Origin of the sequence: Enterococcus pingfangensis (genome assembly GCF_005405205.1) — a bacterium.
Taxonomy (GTDB): domain Bacteria; phylum Bacillota; class Bacilli; order Lactobacillales; family Enterococcaceae; genus Enterococcus_A; species Enterococcus_A pingfangensis.
This window is the reverse complement of record NZ_BJDP01000005.1, coordinates 37,756-60,593: the sequence shown is the minus strand read 5'-3', so window position 1 is coordinate 60,593 and position 22,838 is coordinate 37,756. Positions and strand designations below refer to the sequence as shown.

The 22,838-nt window shown below is 41.3% G+C and carries 33 protein-coding genes; 31 read left to right on the top strand and 2 right to left on the bottom strand.

Features of this window, described 5'->3' with window-relative positions:
* Positions 1-2: 2 nt before the first annotated feature.
* From rpsS to truA, 28 genes are all read left to right on the top strand, one after another.
* The gene (gene rpsS / locus FFM63_RS03280) at positions 3-281 is read left to right on the top strand and encodes a 30S ribosomal protein S19 (RefSeq protein ID WP_071857885.1); all 279 of its coding nucleotides are present in this window, start codon (positions 3-5) and stop codon (positions 279-281) included.
* Positions 282-302: 21 nt separating this feature from the next.
* Positions 303-650: a 50S ribosomal protein L22 gene (rplV, locus tag FFM63_RS03275; protein WP_137603768.1), complete on the top strand. Its 348-nt coding sequence runs from the start codon at positions 303-305 to the stop codon at positions 648-650.
* Between the two features lie 13 nt (positions 651-663).
* Positions 664-1,320, top strand: a complete 657-nt coding sequence (rpsC, locus tag FFM63_RS03270) for a 30S ribosomal protein S3 (protein WP_137608907.1) — start codon at positions 664-666, stop codon at positions 1,318-1,320.
* A gap of 2 nt (positions 1,321-1,322) precedes the next feature.
* Positions 1,323-1,757, top strand: a complete 435-nt coding sequence (gene rplP / locus FFM63_RS03265) for a 50S ribosomal protein L16 (RefSeq protein WP_137603767.1) — start codon at positions 1,323-1,325, stop codon at positions 1,755-1,757.
* The gene (gene rpmC / locus FFM63_RS03260; RefSeq protein WP_010747210.1) at positions 1,747-1,938 is read left to right on the top strand and encodes a 50S ribosomal protein L29; all 192 of its coding nucleotides are present in this window, start codon (positions 1,747-1,749) and stop codon (positions 1,936-1,938) included. The genes rplP and rpmC overlap by 11 nt, the downstream gene beginning before the upstream one ends.
* Before the next feature lie 21 nt (positions 1,939-1,959).
* Entirely contained in the window at positions 1,960-2,226 is a 267-nt protein-coding gene (gene rpsQ / locus FFM63_RS03255) for a 30S ribosomal protein S17 (RefSeq protein ID WP_137608906.1), read from the top strand.
* Between the two features lie 55 nt (positions 2,227-2,281).
* Entirely contained in the window at positions 2,282-2,650 is a 369-nt protein-coding gene (gene rplN / locus FFM63_RS03250; protein WP_010742760.1) for a 50S ribosomal protein L14, read from the top strand.
* Between the two features lie 35 nt (positions 2,651-2,685).
* Entirely contained in the window at positions 2,686-2,997 is a 312-nt protein-coding gene (gene rplX, locus FFM63_RS03245; protein ID WP_137608905.1) for a 50S ribosomal protein L24, read from the top strand.
* 26 nt (positions 2,998-3,023) lie between these two features.
* Positions 3,024-3,563, top strand: coding sequence for a 50S ribosomal protein L5 (gene rplE, locus FFM63_RS03240; RefSeq protein ID WP_137608904.1), 540 nt, complete (start codon positions 3,024-3,026; stop codon positions 3,561-3,563).
* Positions 3,564-3,580: 17 nt separating this feature from the next.
* The gene (locus FFM63_RS03235) at positions 3,581-3,766 is read left to right on the top strand and encodes a type Z 30S ribosomal protein S14 (protein WP_028020384.1); all 186 of its coding nucleotides are present in this window, start codon (positions 3,581-3,583) and stop codon (positions 3,764-3,766) included.
* Between the two features lie 32 nt (positions 3,767-3,798).
* Positions 3,799-4,197 carry a 30S ribosomal protein S8 gene (rpsH, locus tag FFM63_RS03230; protein ID WP_016179477.1) on the top strand — a complete coding sequence of 133 codons (399 nt, stop codon included), beginning with the start codon at positions 3,799-3,801 and terminating at the stop codon, positions 4,195-4,197.
* 31 nt (positions 4,198-4,228) lie between these two features.
* A complete protein-coding gene (gene rplF / locus FFM63_RS03225) occupies positions 4,229-4,765 on the top strand; it encodes a 50S ribosomal protein L6 (protein ID WP_137608903.1) in 537 nt (178 codons plus the stop codon).
* Positions 4,766-4,817: 52 nt separating this feature from the next.
* On the top strand, positions 4,818-5,174 hold the full coding sequence (gene rplR, locus FFM63_RS03220) for a 50S ribosomal protein L18 (protein WP_137608902.1): 357 nt from the start codon (positions 4,818-4,820) through the stop codon (positions 5,172-5,174).
* 20 nt (positions 5,175-5,194) lie between these two features.
* On the top strand, positions 5,195-5,695 hold the full coding sequence (gene rpsE, locus FFM63_RS03215) for a 30S ribosomal protein S5 (RefSeq protein WP_137608901.1): 501 nt from the start codon (positions 5,195-5,197) through the stop codon (positions 5,693-5,695).
* A 14-nt stretch (positions 5,696-5,709) separates the two neighbouring features.
* Complete coding sequence (gene rpmD / locus FFM63_RS03210; RefSeq protein ID WP_010747202.1) at positions 5,710-5,889, top strand: 50S ribosomal protein L30; 180 nt, start codon at positions 5,710-5,712, stop codon at positions 5,887-5,889.
* Positions 5,890-5,929: 40 nt separating this feature from the next.
* Positions 5,930-6,370 (top strand): 50S ribosomal protein L15, encoded by a 441-nt coding sequence (gene rplO / locus FFM63_RS03205; RefSeq protein WP_137608900.1) that lies wholly within the window; start codon positions 5,930-5,932, stop codon positions 6,368-6,370.
* A complete protein-coding gene (gene secY, locus FFM63_RS03200) occupies positions 6,370-7,671 on the top strand; it encodes a preprotein translocase subunit SecY (RefSeq protein ID WP_137608899.1) in 1,302 nt (433 codons plus the stop codon). The genes rplO and secY overlap by 1 nt, the downstream gene beginning before the upstream one ends.
* A gap of 143 nt (positions 7,672-7,814) precedes the next feature.
* A complete protein-coding gene (locus FFM63_RS03195; protein WP_137608898.1) occupies positions 7,815-8,462 on the top strand; it encodes an adenylate kinase in 648 nt (215 codons plus the stop codon).
* A gap of 174 nt (positions 8,463-8,636) precedes the next feature.
* Positions 8,637-8,855, top strand: a complete 219-nt coding sequence (gene infA, locus FFM63_RS03190) for a translation initiation factor IF-1 (protein ID WP_010742771.1) — start codon at positions 8,637-8,639, stop codon at positions 8,853-8,855.
* A 33-nt stretch (positions 8,856-8,888) separates the two neighbouring features.
* On the top strand, positions 8,889-9,005 hold the full coding sequence (gene rpmJ, locus FFM63_RS03185; protein ID WP_010742772.1) for a 50S ribosomal protein L36: 117 nt from the start codon (positions 8,889-8,891) through the stop codon (positions 9,003-9,005).
* 18 nt (positions 9,006-9,023) lie between these two features.
* The gene (gene rpsM / locus FFM63_RS03180; protein ID WP_084133244.1) at positions 9,024-9,389 is read left to right on the top strand and encodes a 30S ribosomal protein S13; all 366 of its coding nucleotides are present in this window, start codon (positions 9,024-9,026) and stop codon (positions 9,387-9,389) included.
* Positions 9,390-9,413: 24 nt separating this feature from the next.
* Positions 9,414-9,803 (top strand): 30S ribosomal protein S11, encoded by a 390-nt coding sequence (gene rpsK / locus FFM63_RS03175; RefSeq protein ID WP_010742774.1) that lies wholly within the window; start codon positions 9,414-9,416, stop codon positions 9,801-9,803.
* Between the two features lie 79 nt (positions 9,804-9,882).
* Entirely contained in the window at positions 9,883-10,821 is a 939-nt protein-coding gene (locus FFM63_RS03170; RefSeq protein WP_137608897.1) for a DNA-directed RNA polymerase subunit alpha, read from the top strand.
* Between the two features lie 27 nt (positions 10,822-10,848).
* Positions 10,849-11,229: a 50S ribosomal protein L17 gene (rplQ, locus tag FFM63_RS03165; RefSeq protein WP_137603757.1), complete on the top strand. Its 381-nt coding sequence runs from the start codon at positions 10,849-10,851 to the stop codon at positions 11,227-11,229.
* A 253-nt stretch (positions 11,230-11,482) separates the two neighbouring features.
* Positions 11,483-12,319 carry an energy-coupling factor ABC transporter ATP-binding protein gene (locus tag FFM63_RS03160; protein ID WP_137608896.1) on the top strand — a complete coding sequence of 279 codons (837 nt, stop codon included), beginning with the start codon at positions 11,483-11,485 and terminating at the stop codon, positions 12,317-12,319.
* On the top strand, positions 12,295-13,164 hold the full coding sequence (locus tag FFM63_RS03155; RefSeq protein ID WP_137608895.1) for an energy-coupling factor ABC transporter ATP-binding protein: 870 nt from the start codon (positions 12,295-12,297) through the stop codon (positions 13,162-13,164). The genes FFM63_RS03160 and FFM63_RS03155 overlap by 25 nt, the downstream gene beginning before the upstream one ends.
* On the top strand, positions 13,154-13,951 hold the full coding sequence (locus tag FFM63_RS03150) for an energy-coupling factor transporter transmembrane component T family protein (RefSeq protein WP_137608894.1): 798 nt from the start codon (positions 13,154-13,156) through the stop codon (positions 13,949-13,951). Before FFM63_RS03155 ends, FFM63_RS03150 begins: the two co-directional genes overlap by 11 nt.
* Positions 13,952-14,122: 171 nt before the next feature.
* Positions 14,123-14,869 carry a tRNA pseudouridine(38-40) synthase TruA gene (truA, locus tag FFM63_RS03145; protein WP_137608893.1) on the top strand — a complete coding sequence of 249 codons (747 nt, stop codon included), beginning with the start codon at positions 14,123-14,125 and terminating at the stop codon, positions 14,867-14,869.
* Positions 14,870-15,032: 163 nt separating this feature from the next.
* Here the strand turns inward: truA and FFM63_RS03140 are convergent, their stop codons facing one another.
* Positions 15,033-17,627, bottom strand: a complete 2,595-nt coding sequence (locus FFM63_RS03140; RefSeq protein WP_137608892.1) for a YfhO family protein — start codon at positions 17,625-17,627, stop codon at positions 15,033-15,035.
* Between the two features lie 343 nt (positions 17,628-17,970).
* On the bottom strand, positions 17,971-18,159 hold the full coding sequence (gene rpmB, locus FFM63_RS03135) for a 50S ribosomal protein L28 (protein ID WP_010747188.1): 189 nt from the start codon (positions 18,157-18,159) through the stop codon (positions 17,971-17,973).
* A gap of 322 nt (positions 18,160-18,481) precedes the next feature.
* On the opposite strand from rpmB, the gene FFM63_RS03130 reads away from it, so the two are divergent.
* From FFM63_RS03130 to recG, 3 genes are all read left to right on the top strand, one after another.
* Positions 18,482-18,844: an Asp23/Gls24 family envelope stress response protein gene (locus tag FFM63_RS03130; RefSeq protein ID WP_137603751.1), complete on the top strand. Its 363-nt coding sequence runs from the start codon at positions 18,482-18,484 to the stop codon at positions 18,842-18,844.
* Between the two features lie 29 nt (positions 18,845-18,873).
* Positions 18,874-20,553, top strand: a complete 1,680-nt coding sequence (locus FFM63_RS03125; RefSeq protein WP_137608891.1) for a DAK2 domain-containing protein — start codon at positions 18,874-18,876, stop codon at positions 20,551-20,553.
* 167 nt (positions 20,554-20,720) lie between these two features.
* On the top strand, positions 20,721-22,754 hold the full coding sequence (gene recG / locus FFM63_RS03120; RefSeq protein WP_137608890.1) for an ATP-dependent DNA helicase RecG: 2,034 nt from the start codon (positions 20,721-20,723) through the stop codon (positions 22,752-22,754).
* Positions 22,755-22,838: the final 84 nt, after the last annotated feature.

Sequence of the window (22,838 nt, the reverse complement as noted above, 5' to 3'; positions counted from 1 at the left end):
CCATGGGTCGTAGTTTGAAAAAAGGACCTTTCGTCGATGATCATTTGATGAAAAAGGTTGAAGCGCAACAAGGTGTTGAAAAGAAAAAAGTTATCAAAACTTGGTCTCGTCGTTCAACAATTTTCCCTAGTTTTGTAGGATTTACAATTGCTGTTTATGACGGACGCAAACATGTGCCAGTTTACATCCAAGAAGACATGGTAGGACATAAATTAGGCGAATTTGCACCATCAAGAACTTATCGTGGACATGCCGCCGACGATAAGAAAACAAAACGTTAATTTTGAGGGGAGGATATTAACATGGCAGAACAAATTACATCAGCTAAGGCAACTGCGAGAACAGTTCGCACTTCTCCTCGTAAAGCACGTTTAGTAATCGATCTTATCAGAGGAAAAAGCGTAGCAGAAGCAATTTCAATTTTGAAATTCACACCAAATAAATCTGCAGGAATCATCGAAAAAGTTATGATGTCAGCAGTTGCTAACGCAGAAAACAACTTTGACTTAGATGTTGAAAATTTGGTAGTTTCTGAAGCATTTGTTAACGAAGGACCAACAATGAAACGTTTCCGTCCGCGTGCAAAAGGTTCAGCATCACCAATCAACAAACGTACAAGTCATATTACCGTTGTGGTATCAGAAAAATAAGGAGGGATAATCAGTGGGTCAAAAAGTAAATCCTATTGGGATGCGTGTAGGCATTATCCGTGAGTGGGATGCTAAATGGTATGCCGAAAAAGAGTATGCTGAATTTCTACACGAAGATTTGAGAATCCGTAAGTTCATCGCAACTAAACTTGCTGATGCCGCTGTGTCAACTGTTGAAATCGAACGCGCTGCAAATCGTGTAAACATTTCAATTCACACAGCCAAACCTGGCATGGTTATCGGTAAAGGCGGATCTGAAGTTGAAAGCCTAAGAAAAGAATTAAATAAATTAACTGGTAAACGAGTTCATATCAACATCATTGAAATCAAAAAACCAGATTTAGATGCAAAATTAGTCGGAGAAGGAATCGCACGTCAATTAGAAAACCGTGTTGCTTTCCGTCGTGCACAAAAACAAGCGATCCAACGCACAATGCGTTCAGGCGCTAAAGGAATCAAAACTCAAGTATCTGGTCGTTTAAATGGTGCGGATATCGCCCGTTCAGAAGGATACTCAGAAGGAACAGTTCCTCTTCATACATTACGTGCTGACATCGACTACGCATGGGAAGAAGCAGATACAACATACGGAAAACTAGGAGTTAAAGTGTGGATTTATCGTGGAGAAATTCTTCCTACAAAGAAAAACACTGAGAAAGGAGGGAAATAATCATGTTAGTACCTAAACGTGTAAAACACCGTCGTGAATTCCGCGGTAAAATGCGTGGAGAAGCTAAGGGTGGTAAAGAAATCGCATTTGGAGAATTCGGCTTACAAGCTGTTGATTCACATTGGATTACTAACCGCCAAATCGAAGCTGCCCGTATTGCAATGACTCGTTACATGAAACGTGGTGGGAAAGTATGGATTAAAATTTTCCCTCACAAATCTTATACTGCCAAAGCAATTGGTGTACGTATGGGATCTGGTAAAGGTGCTCCTGAAGGCTGGGTTTCACCAGTTAAACGCGGCAAGATCATGTTTGAAATCGCCGGCGTTCCTGAAGAAGTTGCTCGTGAAGCATTACGTCTTGCTTCTCACAAATTACCAATGAAAACTAAGATCGTAAAACGTGAGGAAATGGGTGGTGAATCGAATGAAGGTTAAAGAAATCAGAGAATTAACCACTGCCGAAATGCTAGATCAAGAAAAACAATTAAAAGAAGAATTGTTCAATCTTAGATTCCAATTAGCAACAGGTCAATTAGAAAACACTGCACGTATTAAAGAAGTACGTAAATCGATTGCACGCATCAAAACTGTGTTGCGTGAACAAGCTGACAAATAGTGGAAGGAGGCCATTTCCAGTATGACTGAAGAAAGAAATCAACGTAAAGTTTATCAAGGACGCGTGGTATCTGACAAAATGGACAAAACGATCACTGTTATCGTTGAAACCCAAAAAAACCACCCAATCTACGGTAAACGCATGAAATATTCTAAAAAGTACAAAGCTCACGATGAAAACAATGAAGCAAAAATTGGCGATATCGTGAAAATCATGGAAACTCGTCCGTTATCAGCTACCAAACGTTTCCGTCTGGTTGAAATCGTTGAAAAAGCAGTGATTATCTAATCACACGAGATTTTCCTATATAGATGTTCTTTAAATCTGAAAGGAGGATACACAAGTGATCCAAGCAGAAAGCCGTTTAAAAATCGCGGACAACTCAGGCGCCCGTGAAATTTTAACTATTAAAGTTCTTGGCGGATCTGGTCGCAAAACTGCCAATATCGGTGATGTGATTGTTGCTACGGTTAAACAAGCAACGCCAGGTGGTGTTGTCAAAAAAGGTGACGTCGTTAAAGCCGTTATCGTTCGAACTAAATCAGGCGCTCGTCGTACTGACGGTTCTTACATTAAATTTGATGAAAATGCAGCTGTTATCATTCGTGATGACAAGAGCCCAAGAGGAACACGTATCTTCGGACCTGTCGCTCGTGAACTACGCGAAGGCAACTTCATGAAGATCGTTTCATTGGCACCGGAAGTATTATAATCGAGAGATTCAACTAAAGGAGGTGCGCAACAGTAATGTTCGTTAAAAAAGGCGATAAAGTAAAAGTTATCTCTGGCAAAGACAGAAATAAAGAAGGCGTTGTATTAGAAGCCCTTCCTAAACAAGACAAAGTCGTTGTCGAAGGTGTCAATGTCGTAAAAAAACATAAAAAAGCCTCTCAAGAAGCCCCTCAAGGCGGAATCGTTGAGGTAGAAGCACCAATTCACGCTTCTAATGTTATGGTGATCGACCCTTCAAATGGAGAAGCGACACGCGTTGGCTACAAAGTGGTTGACGGCAAGAAAGTCCGCGTTTCTAAAAAAACCGGCGAAACTCTAGATAAATAATTAAACGAGAAAGGAGGATCTTATAGATGAACCGCCTAAAAGAAAAATTTGTAAGTGAAATTACACCATCTTTGATGGAAAAATTTAACTATAATTCAGTTATGGAAGTTCCTAAAGTTGAAAAAATCGTCATCAACATGGGTGTTGGTGATGCGGTATCAAACACAAAAAACCTTGATAAAGCTGTTGAAGAATTAGCCTTGATCTCTGGTCAAAAACCAATCATCACAAAAGCTAAAAAATCAATCGCTGGTTTCCGTTTACGTGAAGGAATGCCTATCGGTGCGAAAGTAACACTACGTGGAGAAAGAATGTATGAATTCTTAGACAAATTAGTGACTGTGTCACTTCCCCGTGTACGTGACTTCCACGGAGTAAGCAAGAAATCCTTTGATGGCCGTGGTAACTTTACTTTAGGTGTTAAAGAACAACTGATCTTCCCTGAAGTAGATTATGATTTAGTTGATAAAGTCCGCGGTATGGATATCGTTGTTGTTACAACTGCTAAAACAGACGAAGAATCTCGCGAATTATTAACACAACTTGGAATGCCATTCCAAAAATAATCAAGGAGGCGAAAAAATTGGCTAAAAAATCAATGATTGCTAAAAACAAACGCCCTGCAAAACATTCAACGCAAGAGTATACTCGCTGCGAACGTTGCGGACGTCCACATTCAGTTTATCGTAAATTTCATCTTTGCCGTATTTGCTTCCGCGAACTTGCCTACAAAGGTCAAATTCCCGGCGTGAAGAAAGCTAGCTGGTAAAATAAACTCGCATAAAGGAGGTAAATAGTTCAATGGTCATGACAGATCCAATTGCAGATTTTCTAACTCGTATTCGTAATGCCAACATGGTAAAGCACGATACAGTAGAAGTACCTGCTTCAAAAATCAAACGTGACATCGCGGAAATCCTTAAACGTGAAGGTTTCGTACGTGATGTTGAATATATCGAAGATGACAAACAAGGCATGATCCGTGTTTTCCTTAAATACGGTAAAAATGACGAACGTGTTATCACGAACTTAAAACGTATTTCTAAACCAGGCTTGCGTGCTTATGTCAAAGCTGACGAAGTACCAAAAGTATTAAACGGTTTAGGTATCGCAATCATCTCTACTTCTGAAGGTTTAGTAACCGACAAAGAAGCAAGAGGTAAAAACGTCGGCGGCGAAGTGCTAGCTTACGTTTGGTAAGATCAAACAATCCATGAGGAGGTGTCTATAAGTGAGCCGTATTGGTAATAAATTAGTCGTTTTACCTGCAGGAGTTGAAGTAACTCAAAACGGAAACGACGTTACTGTTAAAGGACCTAAAGGTGAATTAACTCGTACTTTTTCTTCTGATATCAAAATGAGCATCGAAGGAAACGAAGTAACATTTACTCGTCCAAATGACAGCAAAGAAATGAAAACAATCCACGGAACAACTCGTGCAAACTTCAATAACATGGTTGTTGGTGTTTCAGAAGGGTTCCAAAAAGCACTAGAATTAATCGGGGTTGGGTACCGTGCACAATTACAAGGTTCAAAACTTGTATTGAACGTTGGTTACTCACATCCAGTTGAGATCGTAGCACCAGAAGGTATTACAATCGAAGTTCCTGCTAACACTCAAGTAGTTGTTAAAGGATCAAACAAAGAAGTAGTAGGCGAATTAGCTGCGAAAATCCGCGGAACTCGTCCTCCAGAACCTTATAAAGGCAAAGGTATCCGTTATGTTGGCGAATACGTACGTCGTAAAGAAGGTAAAACTGGTAAATAGTAGGTCAAACCTACACGCGGCTTAGGCCAGCTTAATTAAAGAGGTGACAATTGTGATTACAAAACCAGACAAGAATAAAACACGCCAAAAACGCCACATGCGCGTTCGCGGTAAAATTTCTGGTACTGCTGAGTGCCCACGCTTGAACGTTTTCCGTTCTAACAAAAACATCTACGCGCAAGTAATTGATGACGTAGCGGGTGTGACGCTAGCAAGTGCCTCTGCCTTGGATAAAGAAATTTCAGGTGGAACAAAATCTGAACAAGCACAAGCTGTTGGGAAATTAGTAGCAGAACGTGCATCAGAAAAAGGTATTAAGAAAGTAGTCTTTGACCGTGGTGGATACCTTTACCATGGCCGTGTAGCAGCTTTAGCCGAAGCAGCTCGCGAAAATGGACTAGAATTTTAGGAGAAGGAGGAACACCATTCATGGTTTATATCGATCCAAAACATTTGGAATTAGAAGACCGCGTTGTAGCGATCAACCGTGTTACTAAAGTTGTTAAAGGTGGACGTCGTCTACGTTTTGCAGCACTAGTTGTTGTCGGTGACAAAAACGGTCATGTAGGCTTTGGTACCGGTAAAGCTCAAGAAGTACCTGAAGCAATTCGTAAAGCAATCGAAGACGCTAAGAAAAACCTAGTCGAAGTACCAATGGTAGGAACTACGCTTCCTCACGAAGTTATTGGTGTATTCGGTGGCGGACGCATCTTGATGAAACCAGCCGTTGAAGGTTCTGGAGTTGCCGCTGGTGGACCAGTTCGTGCCGTCTTGGAATTAGCTGGGGTTGCCGATGTAACTTCTAAATCTTTAGGTTCAAACACACCAATCAACGTTGTTCGGGCAACTGTTGAAGGTTTAACTCAATTGAAAAAAGCAGAAGATGTTGCTGCATTACGCGGTATCTCTGTTGAAAACTTAGCTAATTAAGGAGGACGAATGAAATGGCTGAATTAAAAATTACTTTAAAACGCAGTATTATCGGACGTCCTCAAAACCAACGCGACACTGTTAAAGCGTTGGGTCTTAAAAAAATGAACAGCACAGTTGTTAAACCTGCCAATGATGCAATCAAAGGTATGGTCAACACAGTGTCTCATTTAGTGGACGTAGAAGAAGTTTAATCAATATTGATAATTTAAATCTAAGGAGGTGCCCAATATAATGAAACTTCATGAATTACAACCTGCTGAAGGTTCTCGTAAAGTTCGCAACCGCGTTGGACGTGGTACTTCATCAGGTAACGGAAAAACAGCTGGACGTGGCCAAAAAGGACAAAAAGCTCGTTCAGGCGGCGGTGTGCGTCTAGGTTTTGAAGGTGGTCAAACTCCTTTATTCCGTCGTTTACCAAAACGCGGATTTACTAACGTGAATCGTAAAGAATATGCTGTAATTAATTTAGATGTCTTAAATCGTTTTGAAGATGGATCTGAAGTAACTCCAGTTGCTTTAGTTGAAGCTGGAATCGTGAAAAACGAAAAAGCTGGGATCAAAGTTCTAGGAAACGGATCATTAGATAAAAAACTAATCGTTAAAGCAGCAAAATTCTCTAAACATGCTCAAGAAACAATTGAAGCTGCCGGTGGTTCAATCGAGGTGATCTAATGTTCAAACTTTTAAAAGATGCATTCAAAGTTAAGAACATCCGATCACGGATTCTATTTACCGTTTTAATGTTATTGGTTTTCCGGTTAGGTGCGCAAATCACCGTACCGGGAGTTGATGCGCGTGGTTTGCAAGGTTTGAGCGAAATGCCGTTTTTCAGAATGTTGAATATGGTGAGCGGCTCAGCCATGCAAAACTTCTCGGTCTTCTCAATGGGAGTTTCCCCATATATCACTGCTTCAATTGTTATTCAGTTGTTGCAGATGGATATCGTTCCTAAATTTGTCGAATGGTCAAAACAAGGGGAAGTCGGTCGTAAGAAGTTGAATCAAGCAACTCGCTATTTAACTTTAGTCTTGGCTTTCATTCAGTCTGTGAGTATCACGGCTGGATTTGACTATTTTGCTCAATTCGGTTTCGTACCAAATCGTAATGTTCAAACATTCGTTACGATCGGTATCATTCTTACAGCGGGTACGATGTTCGTGACTTGGCTGGGAGAACAGATTACTGAAAAAGGAATCGGTAATGGGGTATCGATGATCATCTTTGCGGGGATCGTTTCTGGTTTGCCACAAGGGATCAAAGATATTTACGATGATTATTTTGTAAACATCGATCCAAGTGATCTTTGGAAATCAATTATTTTTGTCGTAATTTTACTGATCGCGATAGTGTTAATCGTGTTCTTTGTAACATTTTTTCAACAAGCGGAAAGAAAAATCCCGATCCAATATACAAAACAAGTCGTTGGCGCTCCAACAAGCAGTTATCTACCATTAAAAGTAAATGCTGCCGGAGTAATTCCAGTTATTTTTGCCAGCTCGTTTATTGCTACACCAAATGCGGTGTTGCAAGCACTAGCTAGCCAATATAGCACGGAAGGCTGGTATGATGTTTTAACAAAATTATTTAGTTATAACACAGTTCCAGGTGCTGCGATCTATACAGTTCTGATCGTTGCCTTCACCTTCTTCTATGCATTTGTTCAGGTCAATCCTGAAAAATTGGCAGAGAACTTACAAAAACAAGGAAGTTACATTCTGCGTGTAAGACCAGGTAAGGGAACTGAAGAATACGTTTCTGCAATTTTGATGCGTTTGAGTGTGGTTGGAGCTATTTTCTTAGGTCTGATCGCATTGATTCCGATTATCGCACAAATGGTTTGGAACTTGCCTCAATCGATTGGTTTGGGGGGTACAAGTCTTTTGATCGTTGTCGGTGTTGCGTTAGAAACTGCGAAACAATTAGAAGGACTTATGCTGAAACGACGTTATGTCGGATTCATGGATGAAGAGTAGATTCGTGTGTTGAGGGATTTCCTCAACGCCGTTCTCACTTTTATGTTTAATGAAATCAGTTGCTAGTCTGGAATGAATAAGTTTTATGAATGAAATGGAATTCTTTTTTTGAATTCTTTGGTACTAATCTAGGAGGGAAAGTAATGAACCTGATCTTAATGGGACTGCCGGGGGCAGGAAAAGGAACACAAGCAGAAAGAATTGTTGCGACGTACAATATTCCGCATATCAGCACGGGGGATATGTTCCGAGAAGCAATCAAAAACGAGACAACACTCGGATTGAAAGCAAAATCTTATATGGATGCAGGGGATTTGGTCCCAGATGAAGTTACTAACGGTATCGTGAAGGAACGTTTAGCCCAAAAAGACACAGATAAAGGGTTTTTATTGGACGGGTTCCCTCGTACTTTAGATCAAGCCAAAGCATTAGCTGAAATGCTAACGGACTTGAACAAAAAGATTGATGCTGTGATTGATATTCAAGTAGCAGAAGAAGTGTTGGTTGATCGTTTGGCAGGACGCTTCATGTGCCGCAATTGCGGTGCAACTTATCATAAAGTCTTCAACCCTACGAAAGTAGAAGGAACTTGTGATCGCTGCGGGGGTCATGAGTTTTACCAACGTGAAGATGATAAGCCAGAAACTGTTAAAAATCGTTTATCTGTTAATGTTAAAAATAGTGAACCTATTTTAGCTTATTATGATGAAGAAGGTCTGTTGTATCCAGTTGATGGAGATCGTGAAATTGATGCCGTATTTGCGGATGTAGAAAAAATTATCAAAAAATAATTTGCCTACCGACTTGAGATGCAGTTTATCTTGCCAAGTTCGATGTTTTATGATAGAATTTGTCAGTCTGACTTCTAGCTTTTTTGGAAGTTAACTTTAGAATTAGGGTGGGAACTGCAGTTTCCGCCATTTTATCGTGTGAAAATGCGAAACAACTACAAGGAGGTACTCTGCGTGGCAAAAGAAGATATGATTGAAATCGAAGGAACAGTCGTCGAAACTTTGCCGAATGCAATGTTTAAAGTCGAGTTGGAAAACGGACACGAAGTTCTTGCGCACGTATCTGGTAAAATCCGGATGTATTATATTCGAATCTTACCTGGAGATAAGGTTACAGTTGAACTTTCTCCTTATGATTTGAGCCGTGGTCGTATTACCTATCGCTTTAAGTAAGTTGTACTCCGTAAAACTTCAGGAGGTATAATCATGAAAGTAAGACCATCAGTAAAACCAATGTGTGAACATTGTAAAGTAATTCGTCGTAATGGACGTGTTATGGTGATTTGCCCAGCAAACCCAAAACATAAACAACGTCAAGGATAATTGGAGGTGTAATTAAGTATGGCTCGTATTGCAGGAGTAGATATTCCTCGTGATAAACGCGTGGTAATTTCACTTACGTATATTTTCGGAATTGGAAATACTACAGCGAAACAAATTTTAGCCGATGCAGGCGTATCTGAAGATGTTCGTGTACGTGACTTAACAAACGAACAAACAGACGCTATCCGTGCTGAAGTTGATAAATTAAAAGTTGAAGGCGATCTTCGTCGTGAAACTAACTTAAACATCAAACGTTTGATGGAAATCGGTTCTTACCGTGGAATCCGTCATCGTCGCGGCTTACCTACACGTGGACAAAACACTAAGAACAACGCTCGTACACGTAAAGGCCCAGCTCGCGCTATTGCCGGCAAGAAAAAATAATTAGTGAAGGAGGTTTAAATCTTCATGGTAGCAAAGAAAGTCAATCGTAAACGTCGTGTGAAGAAGAATATCGAAACAGGTATCGCTCATATTCATTCGACTTTTAACAATACAATCATCATGATTACTGATGCAAGCGGCAACGCTGTCGCATGGTCATCTGCAGGTTCGTTAGGATTCAAAGGTAGTAAAAAATCAACTCCTTTCGCTGCTCAAATGGCTGCTGAAACTGCAACAAAAGCTGCAATGGAACATGGTTTGAAAAGTGTTGAAGTAACTGTTAAAGGACCTGGTTCTGGTCGTGAAGCAGCGATTCGTTCATTGCAAGCAACTGGTTTAGAAGTAACTGCAATTCGTGACGTGACTCCAGTACCTCATAATGGATGCCGCCCTCCAAAACGCCGTCGTGTTTAATGAGTGCCCAACTCTATGAGTTTTACAGGAACGTCATTGAACAAGACACTTTTCGTTTTGAAAGGGGTAAAAGACAAGAATGATTGAATTCGAAAAACCAAGAATCACAAAAATTGATGAAGACAGAGATTATGGCAAGTTCGTTGTTGAACCTCTGGAAAGAGGTTATGGAACTACTTTAGGTAATTCTCTACGTCGTATTCTACTTTCTTCTTTACCGGGCGCTGCCATTACAAATATTCAAATCGATGGGGTGCTACACGAATTTTCAACCATCAAAGGTGTAAGAGAAGACGTTGTACAAATCATTTTGAATATTAAAGGTTTAGCGTTAAAATTATTCGCTGAAGAAGAAAAAACCCTTGAGATCGATATTACTGGACCAGCTACGGTAACTGCCGGCGATATTATCGTTGACAGCGACGTTGAAATCTTAAATAAAGATATGTACATTTGTACTGTTTCTGAAGGTGCGACATTCCATGCCCGCCTAACGGTAAAACCTGGTCGAGGCTATGTTCAAGCAGACGAAAACAAAAAGGAAGATATGCCAATCGGTGTCCTTCCAGTCGATTCCATCTATACACCCGTTCGTAAAGTAAACTACCAAGTTGAAAATACGCGTGTTGGTCGTCGTGATGACTTCGATAAATTAACGATGGAAATTTGGACTGACGGATCGATCATTGCTCAAGAAGCATTGAGTCTGGCAGCGAAAATTTTAACTGAACATTTGGATATTTTTGTAAATCTTACTGATGAAGCGAAAAATGCTGAAATCATGGTCGAAAAAGAAGAAACACAAAAAGAAAAAATGTTAGAAATGACCATCGAAGAACTAGACTTGTCTGTACGCTCGTATAATTGCTTGAAACGTGCTGGAATTAATACGGTTCAAGAATTAACGAATAAGTCTGAACCTGAAATGATCAAAGTACGTAATTTAGGTCGTAAATCTCTTGAAGAAGTTAAGGCTAAATTAAATGATCTTGGTCTAGGACTACGTAAAGACGATTAATATTGTTGACAAAGGAGGGAAACCTACGTGAGTTATCGTAAATTAGGACGCACATCTAGCCAACGTAAGGCAATGTTGCGTGACTTAACAACTGACTTAATTATCAACGAACGTATCGTTACGACTGAAGCTCGTGCGAAAGAAGTTCGTTCAACTACTGAAAAGATGATTACCTTAGGAAAACGCGGGGATCTTCATGCACGTCGCCAAGCTGCAAGCTTTGTACGTAATGAAGTCGCTGATGTTCGCGAAGAAAACGAAGCAATCGTTGTTGAATCTGCATTACAAAAATTATTCAACGACATCGCTCCTCGTTACGCTGAACGCCAAGGTGGATACACTCGTATCTTAAAAACTGAACCTCGTCGTGGCGACAACGCCCCTATGGTTGTTTTAGAACTTGTATAATAATCACTCTTCACTTTATAGATGATTCTTTTAGAGTGTTATGATGTTGGAGATTTTCTCCGAGTCTAGCTCAGCGCCGCTTCCCAGATTGTCTGGGAAGCTGGCACTCATCATAAAGTGTTTTTTTATACCCAAAAATACTGTCAAGACAGGTCGGTATACAAAAGCATTTTATTGAGTATCAACGATTGATAAAACGTGGCTTTTTTGCTAGTCTTAGTACATATTTGCAAAGAAGTGGAAAGGTGTAACCATGGAGCCAATTATTGAGATCAGTCAAATTGAATTTAGTTATCAAGAAGAAGCAGCACCGGCATTAAAAGATGTCAGCTTTTCGATAAAAAAAGGTGAATGGATTGCGATCGTCGGGCATAATGGATCAGGAAAATCAACTTTAGCCAAAACGATCAACGGTCTTCATTTGCCACAAAAAGGAACGGTAACAGTCGGTGGAATGGAATTGTCTGAAGAATCTGTTTGGGATATTCGCCGAATGGTAGGAATGGTCTTTCAAAATCCAGACAATCAATTTGTCGGAGCAACAGTAGAAGACGATGTCGCCTTTGGTTTAGAAAACCAAGGGATTGAACGGAGTGAAATGCAGCGTCGAGTTCAAGACGCATTAGAAAAAGTCAAGATGCAAGATTTTGCGACTCGTGAACCAGCCCGCTTATCCGGCGGACAAAAACAACGGGTGGCGATTGCGGGTGTAGTGGCGTTGCGTCCAGATATTATTATTTTGGATGAGGCAACGAGCATGTTGGATCCTGAAGGACGCGACGATGTCATTTCAACGATCCAAAAGATCAAAGAAGAAAGTGATCTGACGGTTATCTCAATCACGCATGATATCGATGAAGCAGCTAGTGCCAATCGGATCTTTGTGATGCGAGAAGGCGAATTGTATCAAGAAGGAACACCGGAAGAAATTTTTTCTGCCGGGCCGGAGCTGGTCGCGTTAGGATTGGATCTGCCGTTTCCCGAAAAATTAAAAGCGGCGTTAAAAGCGCGCGGTGTGAATGTGCCGACCAACTATTTAGATGAAGAAGGGATGATGGACTGGTTATGGACATCCGTTTTGAAAAAGTAAGTTACGTTTATCAACCAGATACACCCTTTGAACAGCGTGCGCTGTATGATATCGATCTAAATATTCAAGAAGGTTCTTATACTGCTTTAGTCGGTCATACCGGAAGCGGAAAGTCGACTTTACTGCAACATTTAAATGCTTTGCTGAAACCAACGGATGGTCAAGTGATCATTGGGGATCGCCGGATTACACCCACGACTGATAATAAAAATTTGAAACCGGTTCGAAAAAAAGTCGGGATCGTTTTTCAATTTCCTGAGGCACAATTATTTGAAGAAACTGTCGCAAAAGACATTGCCTTTGGTCCGAAAAATTTCGGGATCAGTGATGAGGAAGCCCGAGTATTAGCAAAAGAAAATTTAAAATTAGTTGGTCTGGCTGAAGAATATCTTGAACGTTCGCCTTTTGAGCTTTCCGGCGGTCAAATGCGCCGTGTAGCGATTGCTGGGGTATTAGCCATGGAACCGGAAGTTTTAGTCTTAGATGAGCCGACAGCGGGCTTAGATCCGCTTGGACGTAAAGAAATGATGGAAATGTTTTGGCGGCTGCATCAAGAAAAAAATATGACGATCGTGTTAGTGACGCATTTGATGGATGATGTCGCAAATTTTGCTGATTATGTTTACGTTTTGGAAAAAGGTCATGTGGTAAAAGCTGGTGCTCCTCAAGTAGTCTTTGATGATGTGGCTTGGCTGAAAGAAAAACAATTAGGTGTTCCTCAAGCTAGTGCTTTTGCGGAAGAGATGCAGGCACGTGGAGCGATTTTTGATAAGCTGCCGTTGACCGAAAATGAATTAGCGGATTGGATCGTTAAACAAGCAGGAGGGCCTGCACATGATGAATAAATTGATATTTGGGCGTTTTATTCCCGGTGATTCTTTGATCCATCGACTAGATCCGCGCGCGAAACTAGTCGCTAGTTTCTATTTTATCGGGATCATCTTCTTGGCGAATAATTGGCAAAGTTATTTATTTTTAGCGATATTTACGATGGCTGCAGTTTTACTGTCAAAGATAAGTTTATCGTTTTTCCTAAAAGGAGTCAGACCGTTGATCTGGCTGATTATTTTTACCGTCGCATTGCAAGTGCTCTTTACGCGAGGGGGAACACTGTATTGGTCATGGGGCGTGTTCAGCCTTTCTTCTTATGGAATCCAAAATGGTTTGTTCATCTTTTGCCGATTTGTGTTGATCATTTTTATGTCAACACTGTTAACGTTGACGACACCGCCATTGTCGATGTCAGACGCGATTGAATCTCTGTTGAATCCATTAAAAAAATTACACCTGCCAGTACATGAGATTGCTTTGATGCTGTCGATTGCTTTACGGTTCGTACCAACATTGATGGATGAGACAGAAAAAATCATGAACGCTCAGCGGGCACGCGGCGTTGATTTTAACGATGGAAATTTGATTCAAAAAGTCAAAGCAATCGTGCCTTTGTTGATTCCGTTATTCGTCAGCAGTTTTAATCGAGCGGAAGATCTGGCGACCGCGATGGAAGCACGCGGTTACCGCGGCGGCGAAGGCCGCAGCAAGTATCGGAAATTGCAATGGCTAGCGCGTGACACGAGCGTCATCGGTGTTTTTGCAGCTGCAACAATTGTATTACTCTTTTTACGTAGCTAAGCTTGGAGCGATCCAAGCTTTTTTTGGGCTTAAAATTGATAGAAAAATTTTCTATCAGCAGGGATTACCCGATAGCCAAAGGAGCAAATACTGAATTTCAGTGCGTTGGAATCTGTCAGAAAAGCTGTTATAATGACTCCGGCAGAATTTTGTTGTGTTAAGGAGAAAAGAATGGTTAGATACAAAGCAGTGATTGCTTATGATGGTACAAATTTTAATGGCTTTCAACGGCAGCCGAATGGTCGAACAGTCCAAGCAGAAGTTGAAAAAACGCTGCAAAAAATGAACAATGGGCAAGCGATAACGATTTTTGGATCAGGACGAACAGATGCGGGGGTCCATGCGGTTGGGCAAGTGATCCATTTTGATTATCCGCAGGAACGTCCATTGGAGCGGATGCGTTTTGCGTTAGATACTCAAACACCGGATGATATCGCCGTCTCATCAGTAGAGATCGCAGCAGATGATTTTCATGCTCGTTATCATGTTGTGGAAAAGACGTATCATTTCAAAGTTCAGATCGCCAAACCGCGAAGTCCTTTTAGGCGCTACTATGCTGCCTATTATCCGTATCCGCTCGATTTAGAACTGATCCGCCGCGCGCTGTCGGATTTATTAGGGACGCATGATTTTACTTCATTTTGCGCCACTGGCGGGTCGATCGAGGATAAAGTTCGGACGATCTATCAAGCGGATTTAGAAGTAAATGAAGCAGAAACAGAATTGACCTTTATTTTTCGCGGAAATGGTTTTTTGTATAAAATGATCCGAATCTTAGTGGGAACATTGTTAAAAATCGGAAATGGCCGAATCCCAGCAGATAGTATTCCAGCGATCATTGCAGCGAAAGATCGCAATATCGCTGGACCAACGGCGCATCCAGAAGGTCTTTATTTAGTAGAAGTAAAATATGAATGATGGCAATCAGCTAAGAAAAAATAATCAACGAAAGCAGCGAGTTTATTCAAGTCCGCAGCTTTTCCGTTGATTATTTTTTTGAATAAGAAGAGGAGGTGTGATATTTTGTCACACCTCCTCTTTCTAAATAAAGGTTGTTTCAGTAGATTCTGTGTCAATCTCTTCAGTGGCGATGGCCTTTTCTTGGTTTTAATAGTCGCAAGTAAAGGAGAAACAGGCCGATTGAAAGGACAAATGAGACTGCGCCGATGATAAGGCCTTGCGGCAAGTAGCTAAAAGTTATTTTGTGTTTGCCTTTTGGTACGTGGATACTGATAAAGGCATCTTGGAACGCTTTTGTTTTTACTTTTTTGCCGTCGATCTTAGCAGTCCAGCCTTTATCGTAAGGAATGGTCGTTACCAGTGTCTGAGCTTTTTCAGCAGTGACAGTTCCTTCAGCACTCTGTTTGCCGATCTTCATACCTACGCTGTTCTCTTTGATTTTTTTAACAGCTAATTGATAGGCGACCGTATCTAAAGCCAACACTTGCGGATTTTGGAAACTGATCGATTTTGTTCCATAAAAACTAGCGGTAAAAGTAACGGTCGTGGCTTTTTGATAATAGCCTAAGTCGTAATATTGTCCGCTGATACTGATTTGTGCTTGGCGCGTTTGACCTGCCGCCGTAATAGTCGCTGTTGAGCTTTCGAGTTCTGAAAAATCATAAGGATAAAGACTTAAATACGCCTGTGTATTTGCTGGAACTTGAACTTTCCAAGTAACATCTTTTGAGACGTTGTTTTGTTTTTCTGTAATGGTCGTGATAGTACCGGCATTAGTGACAGTGGCATTTTTTGTCTCAACTTGTGTCATCGGCAAAAACTGGAAGTATTGGAATTGTTCTTGCGACAAGGCGTTGAACAATTGTGTTTGCGTGCCGAGGTTATCATTTGGCAAAGTCTGCAAGTTATCGATACTTGTCGGTGCCAAAAATGCTAGCGGCAACGCGTAATTATTTTCAAACAGATTGTACTCGCCGGAACTGTCGGTCTTCGTAAAGCCGTATTTATTTAAGTTTTTCGCTTTAGCGATGTTATATTTGATTCCGGTGAAGGTATCTGCTAACAGCGTATTGTTTTGATAGCGGATATTCAGGCTGGTTCCTCTTGAACGAAACCCTAATTGATCCATATAACCGGAAGAATGCCGATTACGGATTGAAGAAAACATACTGATCCCATTATAACCATAGTTAAAAGAATCATTAGCCGACACTGGATCTAGATTCTCAAGCCGGTAAAAATAGTCATTATCCGCTTTTGTTTCATCAACTAAAGTTTTGATCGCCGGATAAGGATCGGTATAAAGACTGCGAGAAGCATAGTTCCAATCTTTTAAAATACCACGGACCATGAAGTCACTATTGACTGCAGCTTCCGCACACATCAACAGTAAAAGCAGCAAACTGAGTGTTTTTACCGGGAGCTTGTTGGAATGAAAACCGGTAAAGAGGATCGCATAGATTGCTAAAAAGCCGATGGTAATATAAAGTGAGATCGGTTTGAGATAAGAATAGTCTTTTCCTTTCATGCCCCAAAAAATCGCAAAACAAGCGATCAATAAAAGACAGGCGGCGACTAATTGTAAAACATTTTCGCGGTCCAATTTTTCCCAGCCCCAGGCGGCGAGTGTGATCACTAAAAAGGAAAGCAAGTACGCATAACGGAATAAAAACATATTTGGCGCGTGCATACCATGCCAAAATAAATTCAGCGGCTGGATATAAAAACTAGCGATCAAGATCGCAGCGACTGCTCCGTAAAGAATTTTATTTTTCCAAGGGATCTTCTTGCAAATAAAGAAAAACAGGCACAAGGCCAACGGCAACAGACCGATATAAATAAACGGAATAGAACCGTATTTGGTTGTGTCATAGGAACCGATCAGATTTTTTGCGATAAAATCCCACCAGTCGGTCGCTTCAGTTTTGAAAGTCGTGATCTTGGTCAACTCTTCACCGTTTGTTCGCAAGTCTAACAGCGACGGCAAGATCATGATCATCGAGGCAAAACCAGCTAACAGCGAGGTGATTCCATAGGGGACGATGCTTTTTTTATACGCCTGCCAATTCGTGAGCAAACGCGCGATAAAATACAGTACGGAAAAGACACCAATCATAAAGCCCATATAAAAACTTGTCAAAAACAACATTAAATAGGAAACAAACAAGACAGTCAGCTTTTTAAAATCCATCACTCGGTTGATGCCCCAGATGATCAGCGGCAGATAGACAAAGGCATCCAGCCACATGATGATTTCTGAATGGGCGATAGCAAAGGACATCAACGCATAAGAGACGCTTAGCGCCACGCGCGACCAATCCGGCAGTTTGAAACTGCCTTTCGCATAAAACCAAAAGGCTAGTCCAGCAGATCCAATCTTCAGCAGTGTTAAAAAATACAGCGCATCCGGCATCAGCTGATTTGGAAAGAAAAGGACCAACGGAGTGAAGAAACCGCCGAGATAATAGGAAACCAAGGATAAATAATTCAGGCCCATCGAGGCGCTCCAATTATAAAAAAGTCCTTGTTTGCCTAAAAGCATATTGCGAAAACTTGCGTGGAAATTTGAAAATTGGGAAAAGGCATCACTAGCTAAGATACTGCGGCTCGAGCCGGGATAAATGCCGATTGTCAAATAGACGATCACCATGAGTACTAGCGGCAGAAAAAAACTAGCCAATAAGTACCAACGGTTTTTTTTAAGATAGTTTTTCATATAAAAATCACCAAACTTCTTTCAACAGAATATCCAAATTTTACCATAGATAGCGCAAAATATTGTGAAAGAGCTATGAAACTCAAACGAATATTTAAAAATTTTGTGATGGGAAAAGAGTCGAATAAAGATCCGTAAAATCGGGGTAGTCAGTTATTTTATAGGAAGAAAGCAGCTGGTGATTCGCGGCTGTTTTTATTTTTTGAGGAAGCGGCAATTCAAAAAAGGCAAGCCGGAAAATTCGGCCTGCCTTTTTTGATCAAGATTGTTTTATAAATGCTGCATCGTTTGAGGGCACAAAAAAACCGCTCGTAATCGAACGGTTTGGTTTGATTGGATAATATTAAACGCGCTCAACTTTTCCAGATTTCAAAGCACGAGTTGAGACCCAAACTTTTTTAGGTTTTCCGTCCACTAAAACGCGAACTTTTTGTAAATTAGGTTTTACAGTACGTTTTGTAGCGTTCATAGCGTGAGAACGGTTATTTGCACTTCTTGTTTTACGACCAGTAAAATAGCAAACTTTTGCCATATGATGTTTCCTCCTTTTGCCTTGATATTGGAGCGCTTCTTTGGCTCATACTAAAATAATTTAGCATAGATTAACAAGTTTAGCAAGTGAATTTTTTTAGAAAGATTGACATTCAAAGGATTTGCAGGTAAATTATAGACTGTTAGCGTAAAAATTTTTAACAAAAGTTTTGATGCAGGAAAGTTGGCGGGAATTTGCGGCAAGCAGGGAGCGCCCTATCAGCAAATCGCAACGGAACTTTCTTTTATTTGTCATAGGGCTATGATAAACTATTATAGTAGAAAAAATGGGCGAGTGTGCCTATTTAAGGAGGCTAACAACTATGGCTGTGAAAATTAATACACAGGCTGGTATGATCGAAATTTCAAACGACGTCATCGCGACGGTTGTCGGCGGTGCGGTTACTGACGTGTTTGGTATCGTCGGTATGGCTAGCAAAAATCAAATCAAAGACAATATTACAGAAATTTTAAGAAAAGAAAATTATTCACGCGGCGTTGTTGTACGTCAAGAAGAGAACGGAATCGCAGTCGATGTGTATACGATCATCAGCTACGGCACGAAGATCTCAGAAGTATCGCGCAATGTCCAAGAAAAAGTGAAATACAATTTAGAAACGATGCTTGGGGTTACAGCTAACTCAGTGAATGTCTATGTTCAAGGTGTGCGTGTTCTGCCTGACTAAAGGCAGCGTTCTTAAGGAGGACTAAGTAAGTGAAGGTAACAGAAATCAGCGCGAGTCAATTCCAAGAAATGGTAGAGGCTGGCGCTAAACGTCTGCAAGTCAATGCAGAATATGTCAATTCATTAAATGTATTTCCAGTACCAGATGGTGACACTGGAACCAATATGAACCTATCCATGACCAGCGGCGCGACTGCTGTTGTCAACTCTGCTTCAGAAAAAGTCGGCGAATTAGCGAATGTTTTAGCTAAAGGATTATTGATGGGAGCACGCGGAAATTCTGGCGTTATCTTGTCACAATTATTCCGCGGTTTTTCTAAAGCGATCTTAGAAGTCGATACGTTGAATGCTGAAGATTTAGCCAAAGCATTTGTTCACGGCGTGGAAACTGCTTATAAAGCAGTCATGAAACCAGTAGAAGGAACGATTTTAACCGTGGCGCGGGAATCAGCAAAAGCTGGCGAACGCAAAGCAAAACAAACAGATGATGTGATCGAAGTCATGACGACGGTTGTTCAATACGGGAAAAAAGCATTGGACAAAACACCGGATATGCTGCCTGTTTTGAAAGAAGTCGGCGTTGTCGATAGTGGAGGTCAAGGTTTGTTGTTCATTTATGAAGGCTTTTTAAGTGCATTAAATGGCGAATTTCAAGCGGATGATACGTATGAACCAAGTCCGGCTGAAATGGACGAAATGGTCAATGCTGAGCATCATCGCAGTATCCAAGGCCAATTAGCAACAGCTGATATCAAATTCGGTTACTGTACTGAAATCATGGTCCGCCTTGGTGAAGGTCCAACTGTTGATAGTCAGTTCGATTATGATACTTTCCGCAATTATTTAGATGGAATCGGTGATTCATTATTGGTCGTCAATGATGATGAGATCGTTAAAGTTCATGTGCACACGGAACATCCGGGTGAAGTCATGAATTACGGTCAAAAATTCGGTGCGTTGATCAAAGTCAAAGTCGATAACATGCGTTTGCAACATGAAACGATTTTGGAACACGACGAAAAAGCCGTCGTTGAAAAAACACCTGTCCAACGCAAACCGCAAGCGGTCATTGCAATCGCGGCAGGCGAAGGGGTTCAAGAATTATTCAAGAGTCTAGGGGCTGATTTTGTTATCAGCGGCGGACAAACAATGAATCCAAGTACAGAAGATATTTTAGAAGCAATCAAAGAAGTTCATGCAGAACAAGTCGTTGTTTTACCGAACAATAAAAATATCTTTATGGCTGCCGATCAAGCGGCAGAAGTTGCAGATATTCCTGTAGCAGTCGTACCAAGTAAAACAGTCTCTCAAGGGATGACCGCAATGTTGGCATTCCATGGCGATCAAAGCTTGGAAGACAACAAAACAGCGATGACTGACATGCTTGAATCAGTTGTTAGCGGACAAATCACGAATGCGATCCGTGATACGGCAATCGACGGCGTAGAGATCCACGAAGGCGACTACTTAGGCATGATCGACGGTAAAATCGTTCTTTCAGAAGCGGATAAGTATCAAGCTGCTTTCGATACGTTGAACAAAATGATCAATGACGATATTGAGATCATTACGATCATCATCGGTGAAGAAGGTACACAAGCAGAAGCTGAAAAACTAAGTGCGGCGATCGAAGCAAGCTATCCTGATTTAGAAGTTGAGATCCACGAAGGAAAACAACCAGTATATCCATACTTGCTTTCAGCGGAATAATCCTATAAAGTCGAAGTCGGGAATTCTTTCCCGGCTTTTTTTGCAGCTGCAATCAGAGCAGCAACAGCTCAAACAGCCAAAATTTATTTTTATTATCAAGAATTTTTAGAATTTAAAGAAGAATTTAAATAAAAGCCGAATGCTAAAAAAGTGAAAGGAGGCTAGTGATGGCAACGCAAGAAGCTGTATCGGTCTTGCCTGGTGTAGGACCTAAGCGGGCACAAACGTTAGTTGAATTAGGAATCGTGACGATCGAAGATTTATTGAGCTATTATCCGTTTCGTTACGAAGACATTCAAGAAAAAAATCTATTGGAGATCAACGACCAAGAAAAAGTAACTTTAAAAGGTGTGATCGTCTCAGCACCGGTCGTTAGCCGTTTTGGTTATAAAAAAAGTCGGCTGCAGTTTCGGATGATGCAAGATCACGCAGTTTTCATGGTCTCCTTTTTTAATCAGCCGTACTTGAAAGATAAAATCGAAGTCGGTGAAGAATTAGCCGTCTATGGAAAATGGGATGCGAAACGCAAGTCATTGACCGGGATGAAAATCTTAGGCGGCAAACAGACGGAAGAATACGCACCAATCTATCATGTGACGAAGTCAATCCGGCAAAGTACACTGGTCGATTTGATCAAAACAGCCTTTGATAAATTTGGTGAGCAAGTGACAGAAAATTTGCCGGATTATTTGTTAGAAAAATATCGATTGATGCCGCGCAAACAAGCGATGCGAGCGATGCATTTTCCTAAAAATCCGCAAGAGAGCCAGCAAGCCAAACGGCGAGTGGTCTTTGAAGAATTTTTCTTGTTCCAAATGCAAATGCAAGGGTTGAAAAAAAATGAGCGCAGTGAAAAAAATGGGATCGCGGTCCGTTACGATGTAGAGCGGCTAAAACAATTCACGCAAAAACTGCCCTTTGAATTGACGGATGCACAAAAACGAGTGACCAACGAGATCTGTTACGATCTGCGCAGTAAAAAACATATGCAGCGCTTGCTGCAAGGTGATGTTGGGAGCGGGAAGACAGTCGTTGCAGCAATCGCATTGTATGCGGCGATGACGGCTGGATTCCAAGGGGCGTTGATGGTACCGACCGAAATTTTGGCGCAGCAGCATTTAGAAAGTTTGAATCAGCTGTTTGATTCATTGGAATTGACGACGGCGCTATTGACCGGCTCGACGAAGACAAAAGAACGCCGCGCGATCTTGGCTGGATTGAAAAATGGGGAGATCGATGTGATCATCGGAACTCACGCGTTGATCCAAGACGAGGTCCAGTTTGCTAATTTAGGCTTGGTCATTACTGACGAACAGCATCGTTTTGGTGTGAACCAGCGTAAAGTATTACGCGAAAAAGGGTTGCATCCGGATGTTTTGTTCATGACGGCGACACCGATCCCGCGGACGTTGGCGATCACGGCATATGGCGAGATGGATGTTTCAATCATCGATCAAATGCCGGCGGGACGGATCCCGGTCAAAACTAGTTGGATCAAGCCAAAACAATTGGAGCACACATTGGATTGGGCGAAACAAGAATTGCAAGTCGGCCATCAACTGTACGTGATTTGTCCGTTGATTGAAGAATCCGAAGCACTGGATGTAAAAAACGCGACTGAAATTTATGAACATTTAAAAGAATATTACGCACCAACGTATCAAGTCAGTCTGTTGCATGGAAAAATGAAGAATACAGAAAAAGATGCGATCATGGAAGAGTTTAAAGAGAATCAAAGTCAGATCCTTGTTTCTACCACCGTGATCGAAGTGGGAGTCAATGTTCCGAATGCGACGGTGATGTTCATCATGGATGCGGATCGCTTCGGTTTAGCGCAGCTGCATCAATTACGCGGTCGGGTTGGACGCGGATCAGCTGCCTCGTATTGTATCTTAGTCGCTAGTCCCAAAAATGAAATGGGAAAAGAGCGGATGAAGATCATGACAGAGACGAATAACGGATTTGTGCTAAGTGAAAAAGATTTAGAGTTGCGTGGGCCAGGAGAAGTATTCGGCTTCCGTCAATCGGGGCTGCCGCAATTTTTGATCGCGGATCTTGTCAATGATGCCAATGTCTTAGAAGTTGCGCGTGATGAAGCCAATCAGATCTGGCAGGTGGATAATTGGCAGAGTCAACCAGCTTTTGCCGCGTTAGCAAAGGCATTAAAGCCGACGGAGACTGGCGAAACATACTTTGATTAATATGCTATACTGGAGAAAATCAAAAATGCCGTTTTACTGTTAACGAGTTTTGTTTGAACAGAGCGGTTTTTAGAAAATAAATCA